This window comes from Campylobacter sp., assembly GCF_017646085.1.
Classification (GTDB): Bacteria; Campylobacterota; Campylobacteria; order Campylobacterales; family Campylobacteraceae; genus Campylobacter.
In genome coordinates this window covers 1-16,861 of the sequence record NZ_JAGCNF010000048.1, presented here as the reverse complement: position 1 = coordinate 16,861, position 16,861 = coordinate 1, and the positions used below count along the sequence as shown (strand labels likewise).

Below are 16,861 nucleotides of genomic sequence, written 5' to 3'. Positions count from 1 at the left end.
ATTTATCATTTTTAGGTTGCGAAATTTAAGCATTAACTAGCTATAATTTGTTCTTAATTCAACTAAGGGAGAGAATATGGCAAAAGATTCAAATGGTACAGAGTTAAACGCAGGCGATAGCGTTACAGTTATTAAAGATTTAAAAGTCAAAGGCGCAAGCAGTACTATTAAACGTGGCACAACAATTAAAAATATCAAGCTAACTAGTAAAGATAGCGAAGTAGAGTGCAAAATAAATGGCGTTGGGACAGTAGTTCTAAAATGCGAATTCCTTAAAAAAATATAAATTTAATAAGAAAAGGCTTATGCTTTTTCTTATATGGAGGATGCGATGGTTGAGATTTTAAGTGGGGTGGTTGCAGTAATTGCTAGCGCAAGCTTTTGGTTAGGATTTATGCTATTTAAAAAGAGTAGTCAATTAAGTGCTTTAGGTCAAAGATTTAGTGATTTAAATGCAAATTTAAATATAAAAGAGCAAGAGTTAAATAGCGCAAAAGATGAAAATAAAGAGCTTCAAGAGAAAAATATACAAAATATACAAAAGATTACAGAATTAACAACAAAATTAGAAAATGCAAATGAGACAAATGCTCAACTAAAAGCTCGTCAAGATGAGTTAGATAGTAAAACTAGGGAGTATTTTGATCTAAAAACTAAACAGATGAGCGAGAATTTGCTAAATTTAAGTAGCAAAGAGATGACTGAGAGTTCAGCTAAGATTTTAGAGAGTTTAATCACTCCTTTAAAAGATGAGATAAGTAAATATCAAAAGTCAAATATAGAGATAAATAGCGCCTTTAAAGTAAATTTTGAAAATTTAAAAAGTGAAACAAAAGGGGTGATGACGCAAGCACAAAATTTAGCCGATGCATTAAAGAGTAATAAAAAACTACTTGGTAACTGGGGAGAAATTCAGCTTGATAGTGTATTGCAAAGTAGTGGGTTGATTTTGGGTCAAAACTATGATAGGCAAGTAGCTTGCAAAGATGAAAATGGAAATCAAAAATATCTAGATGTGGTAGTTAAATTTGATGAAAGCAAGCATGCGATAATAGACGCTAAATGCTCATTGGTTAATTATAATGAATACCATAATGCTACAGATGATAGCACCAAAGAGGCTTATGCTAAAGCCTTGGCAAAGGATATAAAAAATCATATTGATAATTTAAGTTCTAAAAATTACACACTTTTAGATAGTAAAAATTATGAGTATGTATTTATGTTTATTCCTAATGATAATATGCTGTTTGTAGGACTTGGCGCTGATAGTAGTTTATATGAATATGCCTATGAAAAAGGTGTATTTATAACTACTCCACTTACACTTCTTATGGCGCTAAAAACTGTCTATATATGTTGGCGAAATTTAAAAAGCGATGAGAATGCAATGAAAATCTTTGCCGAAGCTGGAAAAATATATGATAAATTTGATGTATTTATTAAAAATTATGAGAGATTAGAAAATCAAATAATTGCTATGAGTAAGGTTATTGAAGATGGTAAAATTACGCTTTATCAAGGGCGTGGAAATTTAATAAGTAAATTTGAAATGCTAAAAAAGCTTGGGGCAAAAACTTCAAAAACTTTGCCATATACTCAAAGCTACGATGAGATAGATACGCAGTGAAAAAGATAGCAATCTTAGCTACTGGTGGAACAATCGCTGGTGCTAGTACTGGGCCGATAAATTCAATATATGAGAGTGCCAAATTTGGTATTAATGAGATTTTAAGCGAATTTAATGAGTTAAAAAGTATTGCTGATATTAGTGCAGAACAGATTTGCAATATCGGCTCTCAAGATATGAATGAAAAAATTTGGCTTAAACTCTCACATAGAGCAAATGAGTTATTAGCTAACGATAAAATAGATGCGTTAGTTATAACCCATGGAACTGATACGCTTGAAGAGAGTGGGTATTTTTTAACTTTAACCATAAAAGGCCAAAAACCAGTGGTAATAACTGCAGCTATGCGAAGCGCAAACTCCTTAAGTAGCGATGGAGCGATGAATTTATATAATGCTATAAGTGTTGCAGCTTGTAAAAATAGTGCTAATATGGGTGTGCTGGTGGTGATAAATGATGAGATTCACCTAGCTCGCGAGATTACAAAAGCAAATACAACAGCATTAAATGCCTTTACTTCACCAAATTGCGGTAAATGTGGAATTGTACATTATGGCAAGGCGGTATTTTATACCAAAAGTCTTAGACGCCATACGATGCGCAGCGAATTTAGTACTAAAATTTGCGAAGATCTATCAGGCTTGCAAAATTTGCCATGCGTAGATATAGTCTATGATTACGCAGGGGCTAGCGGTGAGGCTGTATATAGCGCTTTAAATTTAGGTGCAAAGGGTATAATCTGCGCAGCTCTTGGCAATGGCAATCTAAGTCCAAATATGCTTCATGCGCTAAAATTCGCAACTTCCAAAGGAGCGATAGTAGTAATCTCAAGCCGTACGAATAGTGGTATAATTAGTGGAGATGAGTTAGATTTTAATAAGCTAAATTTTATCCTTAGTGATTCGCTTAATGCACAAAAGGCTAGAGTGCTTTTAATGCTTTGTATTGCTAGCGGATTTGATAAAGAGACAACAAAAGAAAAATTTAATATTTACTAGAGTAAATTTGTAACATATAAACTGATAAATTTATAAATATTGTAATTTACTATTTTTCTTTTGTTATCTTTAAGTTTTATTAATATATACTACGGAATTCAAAAATTGTCTTAGGAGTTAAGGATGAAAGAAAAACACTACGAGGTGGTGATAGTCGGTGGTGGTATCAGTGGTGGTGCGCTACTATATGAATTAGCAAGATATACAGATGTTAAAAGTATTGCATTAGTAGAAAAGTACGGCGGTCTTGCCACGCTAAATTCAAAAGGAACAGCTAATTCGCAGACTGTACATTGTGGTGATATAGAGACAAACTATACATTTGAAAAGGCTCAAAAGGTAAGCAAAACTGCTAGAATGGTAGTAAAATACGGTTTACAACACGGCTATCAAGGTAAATATATGTTTGATGGTCAAAAAATGGCAATTGGCGTAGGCGATGTCGAAGTAGATTATATTAAAAATAGATATGAGGAATTTAAAGAGCTTTATCCATATTTGGAGTTTTATGATAAGGCTGAATTAGCTAAAATTGAGCCAAAAATTATTTTAAATAGTGATGGCACTCATAGGGCTGAAAATGTAGTTGGTATGGGTGTAAAAAGCGGAGAATATACTACAGTTGATTATGGTGCATTTACAACTACATTTATAGAAAATGCTAAAAAAGATAAAAGCGAATGCGATGTATATTTAAACTCAAGAGTAGATGAAATTTATCGCAATGGTGATAAATTCTATATCCAAACCGCAAATGGTTTATCAATTAGTGCTGATTTTGTCGTAGTAAATGCTGGTGCTCATTCACTATATTTAGCACATAAAATGGGCTATGGTTTAGACTTTGGTTGCTTGCCAGTAGCTGGAAGTTTCTATTTAACTAAGCAAAAACTTCTAAATGGTAAAGTTTATATGGTGCAAAATCCAAAACTTCCATTTGCTGCGCTTCATGGTGACCCAGATATCTTAGCTGATGGTTGTACAAGATTTGGACCAACAGCACTTGCATTACCTAAGCTTGAGAGATATCATGAGAATTGGGGTAGCTTCCTTGACTTTTGTAAGACTTTAAATTTTGACACAGCTATTGCTGGTATCTTGTTTGACCTATTTAAAGATAGCGAAATTCGTAACTACATCTTACGCAATTTCTTATTTGAAGTACCATATCTTAATAAAAAGTTATTTGTAAAAGATGCTAGAAAAATTGTCCCAAGCCTAACTACAAATGATATCTATTATGCCAAAGGCTTTGGCGGCGTTCGCCCACAAGTTTTAAATAAAACTGAGAAAAAGCTAATGCTAGGCGAGGCGAGTATTAATCCAAAAACTGGTATAATCTTTAATATGACACCAAGTCCAGGGGCTACTAGCTGTCTTGGCAATGCTTTAAGAGATGTGCGTGAGGTTTGCGAATATCTAGGTAGAAACTTCAACGAAGCTAAGCTAAACGAAGAGCTATTTGACTAATATCAGGCGGAGAAATCCGCCTAAATTTACTTCATACCTTAAAAGTTTTCTAAAGTTATCCTTGGCACACTCGCCAAAATCAGGAGCAAATATGAAAAAAACAAAAATCGTAGCAACAATTGGCCCATCTAGTGATTCTATTGAGGTTATTAAATCCTTAATTATAGAGGGAGTAAATGTATTTAGACTAAACTTCTCACACGGAACACATGAACATCATCAATCTACAATTACTAAGATAAAAGAGGCTTCAAACGCTCTAGGAATTAGAGTTGGAATACTTCAAGATATCTGTGGGCCAAAAATTAGAATTGGTACATTAAATGAACCATTTGAGTTAAAAGCAGGTGATAGATTAAATGTATTAAAAGAGAGTATAATTGGCCGCAAAAATGGAGAAATTTATGAACTTAGCATAAATCAGCCCCAAATTTTATCCTTGTTAAAAGAGGGTGAATATATATATTTATATGATGGAATGATTAAGGCAAAGGTAGTAGAATGTCTGCCAGATATGATTGAAACTGTAATAGAAAATGATGGCATACTAAGCTCAAATAAGGGTGTAAACTTCCCAAATACTAAGCTAAATATTGATGTTATTACTCAAAAAGATAGAGCCGATATGTTATTTGGAGCGCAAAATGGCGTAGATTTTGTTGCTATTAGTTTTGTGCAAAATGCAAATGATATTATAAATGCTAGAGCGATTTTAAAAGAATTTGACTCAACAGCTAAAATATTTGCAAAAATAGAGAAATTTGACGCAGTTGAAAATATTGATAGCATAATAGAAGCTAGTGATGGAATTATGGTTGCTCGTGGAGATCTTGGTATTGAGGTGCCATACTATAAAGTTCCAACCATTCAAAAGCTAATCATTAAAAAGGCTAACGCTGCAAACCGCCCAGTAATTACTGCTACACAAATGATGCTCTCAATGGCAAAGAGTCAAAGTGCAACAAGAGCTGAAATAAGCGATGTAGCAAACGCTGTATTAGATGGGACTGATGCTGTTATGCTAAGCGAGGAGAGTGCTGTGGGAATAAATCCAGCCGCAGTAGTAAAAGCTATGAGTGCAACAATAGTTCAAAGTGAGCTTATGTATCCATATGGCAAATTTGATGAGTTTGAATTTGCTGATGAAACTGATATGGTAGCAAGCGCTAGCTCGCATCTAGCTCAAAGGATAGGGGCAAATGCTATTATTTCAATTACTAGTAGCGGTTCAAGTGCTATTAAGATGGCTCGTAATCGTCCAACTATGCCAATAATTGCTGTAACTCATGATGAGAGTGTGGCTAGAAGTTTGACTATTGTTTGGGGTGTAACTCCAAGTTTAGTTGTGCCACAAAATCAGTTAAATCTACTTTTAGCCAATACTATAAAAGGGCTAAAAGATGCAAATTTAATAAGCGATGAAGCCACCTATACGCTTACAGCAGGCTATCCAACTGGCAAAATTGGTAGTACAAATTATATAAGAATTTTAAGAAAAGAGCAAATAAAATACTATCTAAATGAGGTAAAATAGTGGAAAGATTAAATTTAAAAATCGCTAATAGTGATATTGCGCTAATCTATGAACATAGTAGCGAATTGCCACTTGTTGGAATTAAGCTTGTCTTTAAGGTGGCTGGAATTTGCAATGAAAAAAAACATGGCATAGCTACAATGGCTGCTGAATTGCTAAGTGAAGGTAGTAAGAGATTAGGTAGCAATGAGTTTAATAGGGCGCTTGATATGCGTGCTATTTTACTTAGTGCTAGCGCTGGATATGAGACTTTTGAAATTAGCTTAGAGTGTTTAAGTGAACATTTTGAATATGGTTTTGATATGCTGTTAGAATTACTAGCTCAGCCAAATTATGATAAAAATATCCTAAAAAAATTAAAAACCCAGACACTTGGCATAATTGCTTCAAATAACAGTGATTTTGATTATCAAGCAAGCAATGCATTAAAAGCAATTTTATATCCAAACTCACGCTTAGCCACGCCTAGTATCGGCACACCTGAAAGTATCGCTCAAATTGAGCTTGGCGATATTAAAGAGTTTATAGAAAATAGTTTAAATTTAGAAAATATGTTTATAGTTTTAGGCGGTGATATAGCGCTTGAGAGAGTTAAATTTGATAGATTAGCTGATGTATTAAAAGTTGGAGAGGTTAGAGAGTTAAGTCCTGTAGAAGTTAGTATTGAACAAAGAGAAGAGATAATTTCTAGACCAAGCCAGCAGGCTTATATATATTTTGGCTCACCACTTAAATTTGCTTTAGAAGATAGATATAAGCTAAGTGTAGCAATGTTTATTCTAGGTAGTAGTGGATTTGGATCTAGGCTTATGGAGGAGATTCGTGTCCGTAAGGGACTAGCATATAGCGTATATTGTTCGGCTAATTTAAATCTTAGCTATAATTCAATGAGTGGATATTTACAGACTAAAAATGAGAACAAAGATAAAGCTATACATCTAATAAAGAGCCAGATTGCTAAATTTGTCAAAAAGGGCGTAACTCAAAAAGAGTTAAATGCAGCTAGGAATTTCTTGCTTGGTAGTGAGCCGCTTAGAAAAGAGACGATGTTTAAGCGTCTTGCAATAGCTCAAAAAGAGTATTATCAAGGCTATGATTTGGGCGAATTTGATCTAAATTTAGAGCGTATTAAATCACTAAAGCAAAAAGAGCTAAATGAGTTTATAGCTAGCCTTGAAGAGCTTAATTGGCTTAGTATTGCATGCTTGTATAGTTGTCTATATAGCGAGCCAAAATAGTGGAGTATAAGGAGCTAAAAGAGCTAGGTATCGCAAGTTTACTTGATCTAGCTTTGATTTTGCCTAAAAGCTTTGATGATTTGCGTGTTAAAAATGAGCCAAATATCGGTGAAAATAGCGTAGAAATTGAGATTAAATCATCTATAACTCGTCCTACGATGTTTAGTATTTTGGCCTATTGTATCTCATGGGAGTGTGATGTTTCTATTGTGATATTTAATGCTAGGCCATGGCATTACGCCTCTTTTAAGCGTGGCAAAAGACTCTATATCCATGGTAAATCCGTATTATATAATGGGCTTTGGCAGTTTAGTAATCCTAAAATTATTACAAAAGTTGGCCAGATTATTCCACATTATAAAAGAGCATTAAAAGACAACCAAATTCAAAATTTAATCAAAAAATATCTAAATTTAGAATCTTTAAAATCCCAAGGATTAAATAGTGATGAGGCTAGCCAAATTTTAGCCTTACATGAACTTAGCGATGAGGCTTTAAATTCGGTTATGAATTTAAATAATAAACAGCTAGATACACTTAAATTTATTGAAATTTATAATTATCTAAAAAAGCTTAGTGCTAAAAAGGTACTTTTTAAGGCCACTGCTATTAAGCCCTATAATATCACGCATTGGCTTAATTCATTGCCTTTCATTCCTACAAGCGATCAGATAAAAGCATTAGAGGATATTAAGGAAGATTTAGCTAAGAGTATAGCAGCAAAGCGTGTAGTAATGGGCGATGTAGGAAGCGGTAAGACTTTGGTAATCTTGGGCGCAGCCCTACTTAATTATCCAAACCGCTCGATTTTGATGGCGCCTACAACTATTTTAGCTACACAACTTTATAGCGAGGCTATGAGGCTTTTGCCTGATTTTGTGAGAGTAAAATATCTGCAAAAAGGGGCAAAAAATATAAATTTAAATGATGCAGATTTAATCATTGGTACTCATGCTTTACTATATCAAGAGCTTCCAAAAAGCACTCTTATAATGATTGATGAGCAGCATAGATTTGGCTCAGTTCAAAGACAAAAGATAGATGAATTAACACGTGATGAGAGCTTAAGAGCGCATTTTTTACAGTTTAGCGCCACACCAATTCCTAGAACACTTTCACTCATTGAGTCTGAACTAGTAAGCTTTAGTTTTTTAAAAGAGATTCCATTTGCTAAGCAAATTAGCACACATATTATTCAAAATAGTGGATTTGGCGCACTTTTAGAACATATCAAAGAGCAAATTTCACAAAATAAACAGACGATCATTGTCTATCCGCTAGTAGAAGAGAGCGAGGTAAGCAATTATCAAAGCCTAAGTGTAGCTGCGCCATTTTGGTTAAATAAATTTCAAAAAGTCTATGTAACACATGGTAAAGATAAGCAAAAAGATGAGGTTTTAGAGAAGTTTGCAAATGATGGAAATATTTTATTAGCTACGACTATTGTTGAGGTTGGGATCTCTCTTCCACGGCTTTCAACTATCGTAATTGTAGGAGCTGAAAAGCTAGGACTTGCTTCACTTCATCAGCTGCGTGGTAGAGTTGGTAGAAATGGTGGGCGAGGTTGGTGCTATTTATATACTAAGCTTGCAAACATTCCAAGCAGATTAAACGAATTTGCTCAGACGCTTGATGGATTTGTTGTAGCTAAGATTGATCTAAAAAACCGTCAAGCTGGTGATATTTTAGATGGAACAATGCAGCATGGAGCTACATTTGAATACTATGATATGGATGAGTTAATAACTCAACGAGCTAAAGAAAGGCTAGCAGATTTTAAAGCTAGAAATGCAGTATAAATTTAGATTTGGTAAAAATTTAGTATAATAATATAAAAAATCTAGGAAAAAGCTATTGAATATCGATAAAATTCGCCAAAATATCATATTAAAAGATGGGATTTATTATTTTGACTGGACGGCTAGTGGACTTGGGTATATACCAATTGAAGATGAAATTAGGCGAATGCTTCAAACCTATGCTAATACACATAGCGAGTGTAGCGAATGTTCTAATATTACCACAAATTACTATGAAAATGCACGTGCTGGAATAAAAAGATTACTAAGATTACAAAGTGATTTTTTGCTTTTACCATGTGGACAGGGTAGCAGCGCTGCTATTAAAAAATTTCAAGAGATAATGGGAATTTATATCCCACCAGCAACTAAAATAGCATTAAATATTGAATTTGATAGTATTAAAAAATCTTTGCCACTTGTGATTGTAGGACCTTATGAGCATCATAGTAATGAGATTAGTTATAGAACTGGGATGTGCGAGGTAGTTCGTATTCCATTGGCTAGAGATGGTGGACTTCACTGGGGTGAGCTTGATAAAATTTTAAAAATCAATGCTAATAGAAAAATCATAATTAGCATAAGTGCTGCTTCAAATGTAACTGGTATAAAGACAAATTTGGCTATGCTAAATGCAGCTGCTAAGCGATATGGCGCTATAATTGCTGTAGATGCCTCAAGTCTTATTGCTTATGAAAATGTAGATAGCTCGCTTTGTGATGCGATATTTATCTCGCCACATAAGCTGCTTGGCGGTGTTGGGAGTTGTGGTATTTTAGCAATTAGAAAGTCGCTATTTAGCTCAAATTTACCGACATTTTCAGCTGGTGGAACAGTAGGCTATGTCAGTAAAAAAAGCATTCATTATCTAGAAGATATAGAGCAAATTGAAGATGCTGGAACCCCAGCGATCACTCAGCTAGTTAGAGCATATTTAGCATTCGAGCTTAGAAATAAGGTTGGTTTAGAGTTTATAAATGAGCAAAAAACTTTGCTGATGAACAAATTTGAACTAGGGCTTTCCAATATAAAAGGTGTGATAGATTATACTCCTAAAAATTTAGAAAGGCTAGCTATTTTTGCTTTTAATATTAAAGGTATTTCACCTTTTGATTTAGCTCAGATTTTAAGTAAAAAATTTGGAATTCAAAGTCGTGCTGGATGCTCATGTGCTGGGCCATATGGTCATGATTTATTGGGATTAAAAGATGATGAACCTTTAAGCTTTAAGCCAGGCTGGTTGCGTGTGAGTTTGCATTGGTCTCATAGTTTAGATGATGTAGATTATTTGCTTAATGCTATTGGGCAAGCTAGAAAGGATTTGATTTAAAATTTAGTATTAATTTGAGACTTGCATTTAAGTCTCAAATTAATGATTTTAATTAAATAGATTTTGCAAGCCATTTATTAGCTCTTTAGCGCCTTGACTTTTTTCCTTATCGTTGTCAAAAAGTTTATCTATTCCTTTGCTAATTTCTTCATTTATTTTCTCTTTGATATAGTTTGAGCTGATAGAGTATTTTGGCTCATCACTTGTGCCAGTTATCTTTATATCGATATCTGTTTTTTCTATGTTGGCTGTTATTGGAATATTGATAGCTTTTGTAGCAGTATCTAAACTACCATTAGCTATACTGATATTTGCTTTTTGCGAGTTAAGCTGAGTTATAAAATTTATTAAATTTAGATCAATTGTTCCTTTTAAATAGCCATCTTTAAATACTTCTTTTGTGATATCTTTTTGAATTGCTGTGCTTATTAGTGTGGTTAGCTCGCTTTTTGCTAATTGACCTTTGGCTATATCGGCATTAAAATCCCCTTTAGCGCTATCTAGATTATAGTTAGCATTTAGCGTAGCTTGACCCTCATAAAATGGCATAAAATCTAAAAATTCAAGCAATTTTGCAATCTCAAATGTTGATAGATTTAAATTTGCTTTATTATCTTTGATATCAATTTTTAGTTTTGAGCCTATAAAATCGCTATTTAATGTGGCGTTTATACTCTCATTGATTGATATTTTTCCGCTTGGATTTAGTGCGCCATTTAACTTCATTCCAGTTAAAAACTCAAGTTTTGCAAGGCTTGGTATATCTGCGCTATATAGTGCTTCTAGGCTATTTTTATTAATATCATAGCTTCCATCAAATTTATTTATTGTAGCTAAATTTGAACTGATTATAGAGGCAAAATGCACGGTTGAGTTGGTAAATGTTGGTTTGATATGTGCGTTTAGTGTTGTATTTTGCGGAAATTCTTTATTAGTTAGTTCTTTTAAATTAGCTGCATTTAATACGCCATTTTCAAGCTTTATATCGCCTTTTCCATTTAGATTTGCTATATCAATGCTATCTAAATTTAGTTCACCATTTAGTTCACCATTTAAAAGTGGTTTTTGTCCAATCATCAAGAATATATTTTGAACTAGGATATTTTGAATTTTAGCCTTTAGTTTTCCATTATCAATATTTGCTGTGATTATGCCATCCATTGCTTTAATATCTACATTGGCACTTTTTAGCGGTGATTTTTGATTATTTAAATTGGCATCTATATCTGCATTTAGAGCGATTTGACCAGATAGTTTTGTGCCTGAGATATTGCCAAACTTAGCTAAATCTGGTACTAGTGCTTGGGCATTTGCTTTGGCAGTATTTTGGGCTAGATTGTAGCTAGCATCTAGATTGCTTAGGTTTAAAATCTCAGATATTAAATTTGCTTTAAGCTCTGCATTATCACCTTTTAGTGCGGCTTGAATATCTGAATTAAAGCTTACATTTTTAGGTAGGCTTGCACCTATCATTTTATTTAATTCATTAGCATTAATTATTCCACCATTTATATTTATACTTACATTTCCAGCTCTTTTGTTTGGATCATTTAGTGCGGTAATTAAAGCAGCCCCATTAATATTGCCATTTAAAATTGCTGGCATTGAAACTAGCTTTAAAAGCTCGTTTAGTTTTATTTTTTTGATATCAGCGTTTATTTTATTATCTGCCATTTTAGCAGTTATAACTCCACCTAATCCGCTTATATCAGCATCTAAAAACTCTAAATTTCCATTAGATATTTTTGTATTAGCTTTGGCTGTAATTTCTCCGCTTAGTTTTTGGCCAATTATTGGTTCTAGCTTGGCTAAGTTTGGGATATTTAAATTTAGATCACTATTTAATACATTTTCATCTATATTGTATATAGAATTTAGAGCTGCTGCAACGGCAATTGGTGTGGTAATTATACTTTTAGCTTTAGCTGTGCGACCTTCTAGATTTAGATTTGAATCAGCCTTTATAGTAAAATTATTTGGTAAATTAATTCCATAATCAGTTGCAATTAACTCATTATTTGTTATAGCTTTTGGTATATTTAGGCTAGCTGTTCCACTATATAGTGTGTCCTTGCTGGTGATATCAGCTTGGATATTCATATTGCCTGTTATATATGGTTTGCCTAAAGCAATAGCTGTTATTTGAGCTAAATTTAATGATTTAGCATCTAGTTTTATCTCAAGTGGAGCAAAGTCCTTGATTCTAGCTGCAAAACGTAAATTTGACCCAACAATCTTGCCGCTACCATCGGCGATGAAGTTGCTAAGCTCACCAACTACCTTGCCTTTTAGGCTAATATCATCTTTTATAGCTATTCCAAGGTTGCTCAAATCGCTTGTAGCTGCGGTATAATTAAGGTCAAGTGCTTGACTAAATAGGCTATAATTTCCATAAACTCTAGCTTTTAAGGCACTATTGACACTAGCAGTGATATCAAGGTGACTCATAGTAAGTTTAAACTCATCAAGCTTGATATCCATTCCACTCTTATGTGAGGCAATTTTTTCTATATATGGCTTTAAAATACTATTTCCAACACTGCTAAAAAGCAAAACATAAATAATTGCCAAAATAGCAGCCAAACTCCATAAAATCCAGTATAAAACTCTCATTTAAATTCCTTAAAAATTTTAGATAATTATACTAAAATCAAGCTTAATAAAATTAAATTTATCTATAATAGAATAAATTTTTATTAGAACTTGAGCGAAGTTGACTAAATGTTTTTGATAAATTGCATTTAAATTTGAGCAAAATTTATTGACATATATATAAAATTATGATATATTTTCATCACTCAAATATATAGAGTGCTAATTTTTAACAAGAAATCAAATAATTTGAAAGGATAGAGATGAATTTTGAGCCATTAGGTAAGCGTGTGCTTGTAGAAAGAGAGGAGGAGCTAAAAACTACAGCTTCAGGTATCATTATCCCAGATAATGCTTCAAAAGAAAAACCAAGTCAAGGTAAAGTTGTAGCAGTTAGCAAAGAAGCAGAAGGCTTAAGCGTGGGCGATACAGTTGTATTTGCTAAATATAGCGGCAGTGAAATTACGCTAAATGATAAAAAATACTTGGTTTTAAATAGCGAAGATATCTTAGGAATTATAAAATAATATAAAGGAAAAAATATGGCAAAAGAGATTATATTTGCAGATGATGCTAGAAATAGACTATACAATGGTGTGAAAAAATTAAGTGATGCAGTAAAAGTAACAATGGGACCAAGAGGCCGTAATGTTCTTCTTCAAAAAAGCTTTGGTGCACCTACAATCACAAAAGATGGCGTAAGCGTAGCTAAAGAGATTGAACTAGCTGACACAATAGAGAATATGGGTGCTGGTTTAGTAAGAGAAGTAGCTAGTAAAACAAACGATGAAGCAGGTGATGGTACAACTACAGCTACAGTTTTAGCTCATGCAATCTTTAAAGAAGGTTTAAGAAATATTACAGCAGGAGCAAATCCAATCGAAGTAAAACGCGGTATGGATAAATTTGCAGCTGCAGTTATAGAAGAGCTAAAAAATGCAGCTAAAAAAGTAGAAGATAAAAAAGAGATTGCTCAAGTAGCTACAATTTCAGCAAATAGTGATACAAGCGTAGGCGATCTAATAGCTGAAGCTATGGAAAAAGTAGGCAAAGATGGCGTTATTACAGTTGAAGAGGCTAAATCAATCAATGATGAATTAAACGTGGTTGAGGGTATGCAATTTGATAGAGGTTACCTAAGTCCATATTTCATCACAAATGCTGAAAAAATGCAAGTAGAGCTAAATAGTCCATTTATATTACTATTTGATAAAAAAATCTCAAATTTAAAAGATCTACTTCCAGTGCTAGAGCAAATTCAAAAAACTGGCAAGCCATTATTAATTATCGCTGAAGATATAGAAGGTGAAGCTTTAGCAACTTTAGTTGTTAATAAACTTCGTGGTGTATTAAATATCTCAGCAGTTAAAGCTCCAGGTTTTGGCGATAGAAGAAAAGCTATGCTAGAAGATATCGCTATTTTAACAGGTGGTGAGGTGATTAGCGAAGAGTTAGGTAGAACGCTTGAGAGCGCAACTCTTAATGATCTTGGTCAAGCTGATAGAGTAGTAATCGATAAAGATAATACTACAATCGTAAATGGCGCAGGTGCAAAAGACAATATCGCAGCTAGAATTACTCAAATAAAAGCTCAAATCATTGAAACAACAAGTGATTATGATAGAGAAAAACTTCAAGAGCGTCTAGCTAAACTAAGTGGCGGTGTAGCAGTTATCAAGGTTGGTGCTGCAACTGAAACTGAGATGAAAGAGAAAAAAGATCGTGTAGATGATGCACTAAATGCTACAAAAGCTGCAGTAGAAGAGGGTATTGTAATTGGTGGCGGTGCTGCTATAATAAAAGCTGGAAATAAAGTTGAGCTAAATCTAAGTGGCGATGAGCTCATTGGTGCACAAATTGTAAAAAGAGCGTTATTTGCTCCACTTCGCCAAATCGCTGAAAATGCAGGATTTGACGCTGGTGTAGTAGCTCATGCTGTAAGTACTGCTACAGAAGCTAACTACGGATTTAACGCAGCTAGCGGTGAATATGTAGATATGTTTGCAGCTGGAATTATAGATCCAGTTAAAGTAGAGCGTGTAGCATTACAAAATGCTGTAAGCGTAGCAAGCTTGCTGCTAACTACAGAAGCTACTGTAAGTGAGATAAAAGAGGATAAACCAGCTATGCCAGCAATGCCTGATATGGGCGGTATGGGTGGAATGGGCGGTATGATGTAAGCCCAAATTTGGCAGCCTATGGGCTGTCAAATTTTTATTTGATTTAAATTTATTTTTTTATTAATCATCGCAAGAGAGCTTTTAAGATAAAAGCTGTATAATAATATATTTAATTAAGCCCTAGTTTTTTAAGTAAGCTATCTCTCATAGTATAATAATCATTTTTGCAAAGTTCAAAATATATGCATTCATCATCTATATTGGTGGTTTTGAAATTTAGTAGTTTTGCCATTCTTATAGCTCGTTTATTTTCTAGTTTTGAGTAAGCTTTAAGCTGCTCAAGTCCTAGTATCTCAAATGCCATATCATAAACTGCGCAATATGCTCCAAATGTGATTCTGGCTTGATCCATTTGTGATGGTATAACTAAAATTTCTCCAGGTACTGCGCATCTATTTGCTATTTGTTGAAAGCAAAAATATCCCACGGCAATTTCATCCACAAAGGCCATATAGTAGAGCGCATCGGTTTTATCTTTGATAGAGTCATACCACTTTAGTTGCTGCTCTTTGGTGATGTATTCTCCATTTTGACTAAGCATTAAGCTAGAGATTTTAGGATCATTTCGCCACTTTCTAAGAATTTCAATATCTTTTAGCTTTAGCGGAGCGATTTGTATACCATATCGACTAAATTTACTCATTCATCAAATCCAAAATATCACCAACAATATTTAGTTTTTTTAACTCATCAAATGTAAGTGTATAACCATAATCATCAGCCAACATTACAATTGTACTAATCTTACCCATTGAGTCCCACTCGGCTATGGAGTCTAGCGGGGTTTGCGGTGTTAGAGTCTCATCGCATTCTATTACATCTTTAAATTTTGCTATTTTTGTATCCATTTTTATCCTTTTAGATCTCTATTACTGTAGCACTCCATGCAAGTCCAATGCCAAAACCAGCTATTAATACCTTAGAACCTGGTTTTATAGTGCCATTTTCTATGGCTCTTTTTAGGGCGATTGGCACACTTGATGATGATGTGTTACCTATATTTTCTATATCAAAAATTACCTTTGATCGCTCAAGTTTAAGCGATTTAGTAATGGCTTCTAAAATTAATAAATTTGCTTGATGAAAGACAAAAAAGTCAATATCATCAGTGCTTAAATTATTTGCTTTTAGAGTTTGCCTAACTAAATTTGGTACCTCTCTAATAGTGAATAAAAAAACCTCAGGGCCATTCATTGTTAGGGCTATATCTTTTGGATCTTGACCATTAAATGGGCTAGCATAGCCTCCATGGTGTTTATACATACTAAAAAACCCACTCCCATCTGTACCGCTAATCACCTGAGCAATTTTATGAGCGTTACTCTTATCAATTATCGTAGCACTAGCTCCATCACCAAAGAGTATCCTTTGAGCCATATCGCTATGCTCAAACATTTTAAAACACATATCAGCTGTACATAGTAGTACTTTTTTAGCGCTATTAGATAGTATTAATGATTTAGCTATTAATAGACCATGAATGTAGCCACTACATGCTATATTTATCTCCATAGCGTTTGTTGTTTTAGGTAAATTTAGCTTATGATGAAGCAGATAGACAGTTGCTGGTTGGAGATACTGGGGCGATTGAGTGCAAAGCAATAGCGTATCTATATCGCCAAGGTCTATATCATACTCTTTACTTAAATTCAAAGCAGCTTTAGCAGCTAGATCGCTAGTTAGCTCATCATTAGCAGATTTTTGGCGGCTTAAGATACCAGATTTTTTATAAATTTGTTCGCAGCTCCACTCATCACTATTAGCTAAGGTTGCAAAATATTCATTATCTATACGCTCACTTGGTAGGTAGTATGCAATTTTCATATATTGCTTTCCTTTTTAACACTCAAATTTAGAATCACCAAAGCCTAAATCCCCCCCCCTGAGCTGATTTTAAGACACTCTCCAGTAATGCTACTAGCTTTAGAACTAAGCAAAAACAAAACCGAATCAGCAACTTGACTAGGCTCAATCAACCCAAGTGGCATTATCTCTTTTAATCGTTCATCTTGAGTTTCTTTAGATATAAATTCGCTAGTAAAGCCCTCATACATCGGTGTATTGACAAATAATGGCGCTACAGCATTTAT

At 33.9% G+C, this 16,861-nt stretch carries 15 protein-coding genes; 10 read left to right on the top strand and 5 right to left on the bottom strand.

Translation table 11 applies throughout. The features are described from left to right. The first annotated feature begins 76 nt into the window (after window positions 1–76). From J6V67_RS02365 to J6V67_RS02330, 8 genes are all read left to right on the top strand, one after another. A complete protein-coding gene (locus J6V67_RS02365; RefSeq protein WP_086248812.1) occupies window positions 77–286 on the top strand; it encodes an alkylphosphonate utilization protein in 210 nt (69 codons plus the stop codon). A 45-nt stretch (window positions 287–331) separates the two neighbouring features. After that, a complete protein-coding gene (gene rmuC, locus J6V67_RS02360; RefSeq protein ID WP_291857927.1) occupies window positions 332–1,630 on the top strand; it encodes a DNA recombination protein RmuC in 1,299 nt (432 codons plus the stop codon). After that, window positions 1,627–2,628 (top strand): asparaginase, encoded by a 1,002-nt coding sequence (locus tag J6V67_RS02355; protein WP_291857925.1) that lies wholly within the window; start codon window positions 1,627–1,629, stop codon window positions 2,626–2,628. Before rmuC ends, J6V67_RS02355 begins: the two co-directional genes overlap by 4 nt. A 123-nt stretch (window positions 2,629–2,751) precedes the next feature. After that, window positions 2,752–4,098, top strand: coding sequence for an FAD-dependent oxidoreductase (locus tag J6V67_RS02350; protein WP_291857923.1), 1,347 nt, complete (start codon window positions 2,752–2,754; stop codon window positions 4,096–4,098). Window positions 4,099–4,189: 91 nt separating this feature from the next. Beyond that, the gene (gene pyk / locus J6V67_RS02345; protein WP_291857921.1) at window positions 4,190–5,632 is read left to right on the top strand and encodes a pyruvate kinase; all 1,443 of its coding nucleotides are present in this window, start codon (window positions 4,190–4,192) and stop codon (window positions 5,630–5,632) included. Further along, window positions 5,632–6,870, top strand: a complete 1,239-nt coding sequence (locus J6V67_RS02340) for a pitrilysin family protein (protein ID WP_291857919.1) — start codon at window positions 5,632–5,634, stop codon at window positions 6,868–6,870. The genes pyk and J6V67_RS02340 overlap by 1 nt, the downstream gene beginning before the upstream one ends. Continuing rightward, window positions 6,870–8,669, top strand: coding sequence for an ATP-dependent DNA helicase RecG (recG, locus tag J6V67_RS02335; RefSeq protein WP_291857917.1), 1,800 nt, complete (start codon window positions 6,870–6,872; stop codon window positions 8,667–8,669). The genes J6V67_RS02340 and recG overlap by 1 nt, the downstream gene beginning before the upstream one ends. Window positions 8,670–8,724: 55 nt before the next feature. After that, a complete protein-coding gene (locus J6V67_RS02330) occupies window positions 8,725–9,999 on the top strand; it encodes an aminotransferase class V-fold PLP-dependent enzyme (protein WP_291857916.1) in 1,275 nt (424 codons plus the stop codon). A 48-nt stretch (window positions 10,000–10,047) separates the two neighbouring features. On the opposite strand, the gene J6V67_RS02325 is transcribed toward J6V67_RS02330, so the two are convergent. Further along, window positions 10,048–12,612: a hypothetical protein gene (locus tag J6V67_RS02325; RefSeq protein ID WP_291857914.1), complete on the bottom strand. Its 2,565-nt coding sequence runs from the start codon at window positions 12,610–12,612 to the stop codon at window positions 10,048–10,050. A 242-nt stretch (window positions 12,613–12,854) separates the two neighbouring features. Between J6V67_RS02325 and groES the strand changes: the two genes are divergently transcribed. Continuing rightward, entirely contained in the window at window positions 12,855–13,118 is a 264-nt protein-coding gene (gene groES / locus J6V67_RS02320; RefSeq protein ID WP_291857912.1) for a co-chaperone GroES, read from the top strand. Window positions 13,119–13,133: 15 nt separating this feature from the next. Beyond that, window positions 13,134–14,771, top strand: coding sequence for a chaperonin GroEL (gene groL / locus J6V67_RS02315; RefSeq protein WP_291857910.1), 1,638 nt, complete (start codon window positions 13,134–13,136; stop codon window positions 14,769–14,771). Window positions 14,772–14,880: 109 nt separating this feature from the next. Here groL and J6V67_RS02310 read toward each other — a convergent pair whose 3' ends face one another. From J6V67_RS02310 to J6V67_RS02295, 4 genes are all read right to left on the bottom strand, one after another. Next, the gene (locus J6V67_RS02310) at window positions 14,881–15,414 is read right to left on the bottom strand and encodes a GNAT family N-acetyltransferase (protein WP_291857908.1); all 534 of its coding nucleotides are present in this window, start codon (window positions 15,412–15,414) and stop codon (window positions 14,881–14,883) included. Then, window positions 15,407–15,619, bottom strand: coding sequence for a hypothetical protein (locus tag J6V67_RS02305; protein WP_291857906.1), 213 nt, complete (start codon window positions 15,617–15,619; stop codon window positions 15,407–15,409). The genes J6V67_RS02310 and J6V67_RS02305 overlap by 8 nt, the downstream gene beginning before the upstream one ends. A 10-nt stretch (window positions 15,620–15,629) precedes the next feature. Then, a complete protein-coding gene (locus J6V67_RS02300; RefSeq protein WP_291857904.1) occupies window positions 15,630–16,595 on the bottom strand; it encodes a ketoacyl-ACP synthase III in 966 nt (321 codons plus the stop codon). Window positions 16,596–16,639: 44 nt separating this feature from the next. Continuing rightward, a partial coding sequence (locus tag J6V67_RS02295; RefSeq protein ID WP_291857902.1) for an SDR family oxidoreductase occupies window positions 16,640–16,861 on the bottom strand: 222 nt, incomplete at its 5' end.

Excerpts from the sequence above, each read along its gene's own strand:
- J6V67_RS02365 (WP_086248812.1), top strand. The coding sequence starts at position 77 with ATGGCAAAAGATTCAAATGGTACAGAGTTAAACGCAGGCGATAGCGTT.
- rmuC (WP_291857927.1), top strand. The coding sequence starts at position 332 with ATGGTTGAGATTTTAAGTGGGGTGGTTGCAGTAATTGCTAGCGCAAGC.
- J6V67_RS02350 (WP_291857923.1), top strand. The coding sequence starts at position 2,752 with ATGAAAGAAAAACACTACGAGGTGGTGATAGTCGGTGGTGGTATCAGT.
- pyk (WP_291857921.1), top strand. The coding sequence starts at position 4,190 with ATGAAAAAAACAAAAATCGTAGCAACAATTGGCCCATCTAGTGATTCT.
- J6V67_RS02325 (WP_291857914.1), bottom strand. The coding sequence starts at position 12,612 with ATGAGAGTTTTATACTGGATTTTATGGAGTTTGGCTGCTATTTTGGCA.
- groES (WP_291857912.1), top strand. The coding sequence starts at position 12,855 with ATGAATTTTGAGCCATTAGGTAAGCGTGTGCTTGTAGAAAGAGAGGAG.
- groL (WP_291857910.1), top strand. The coding sequence starts at position 13,134 with ATGGCAAAAGAGATTATATTTGCAGATGATGCTAGAAATAGACTATAC.
- J6V67_RS02310 (WP_291857908.1), bottom strand. The coding sequence starts at position 15,414 with ATGAGTAAATTTAGTCGATATGGTATACAAATCGCTCCGCTAAAGCTA.
- J6V67_RS02305 (WP_291857906.1), bottom strand. The coding sequence starts at position 15,619 with ATGGATACAAAAATAGCAAAATTTAAAGATGTAATAGAATGCGATGAG.
- J6V67_RS02300 (WP_291857904.1), bottom strand. The coding sequence starts at position 16,595 with ATGAAAATTGCATACTACCTACCAAGTGAGCGTATAGATAATGAATAT.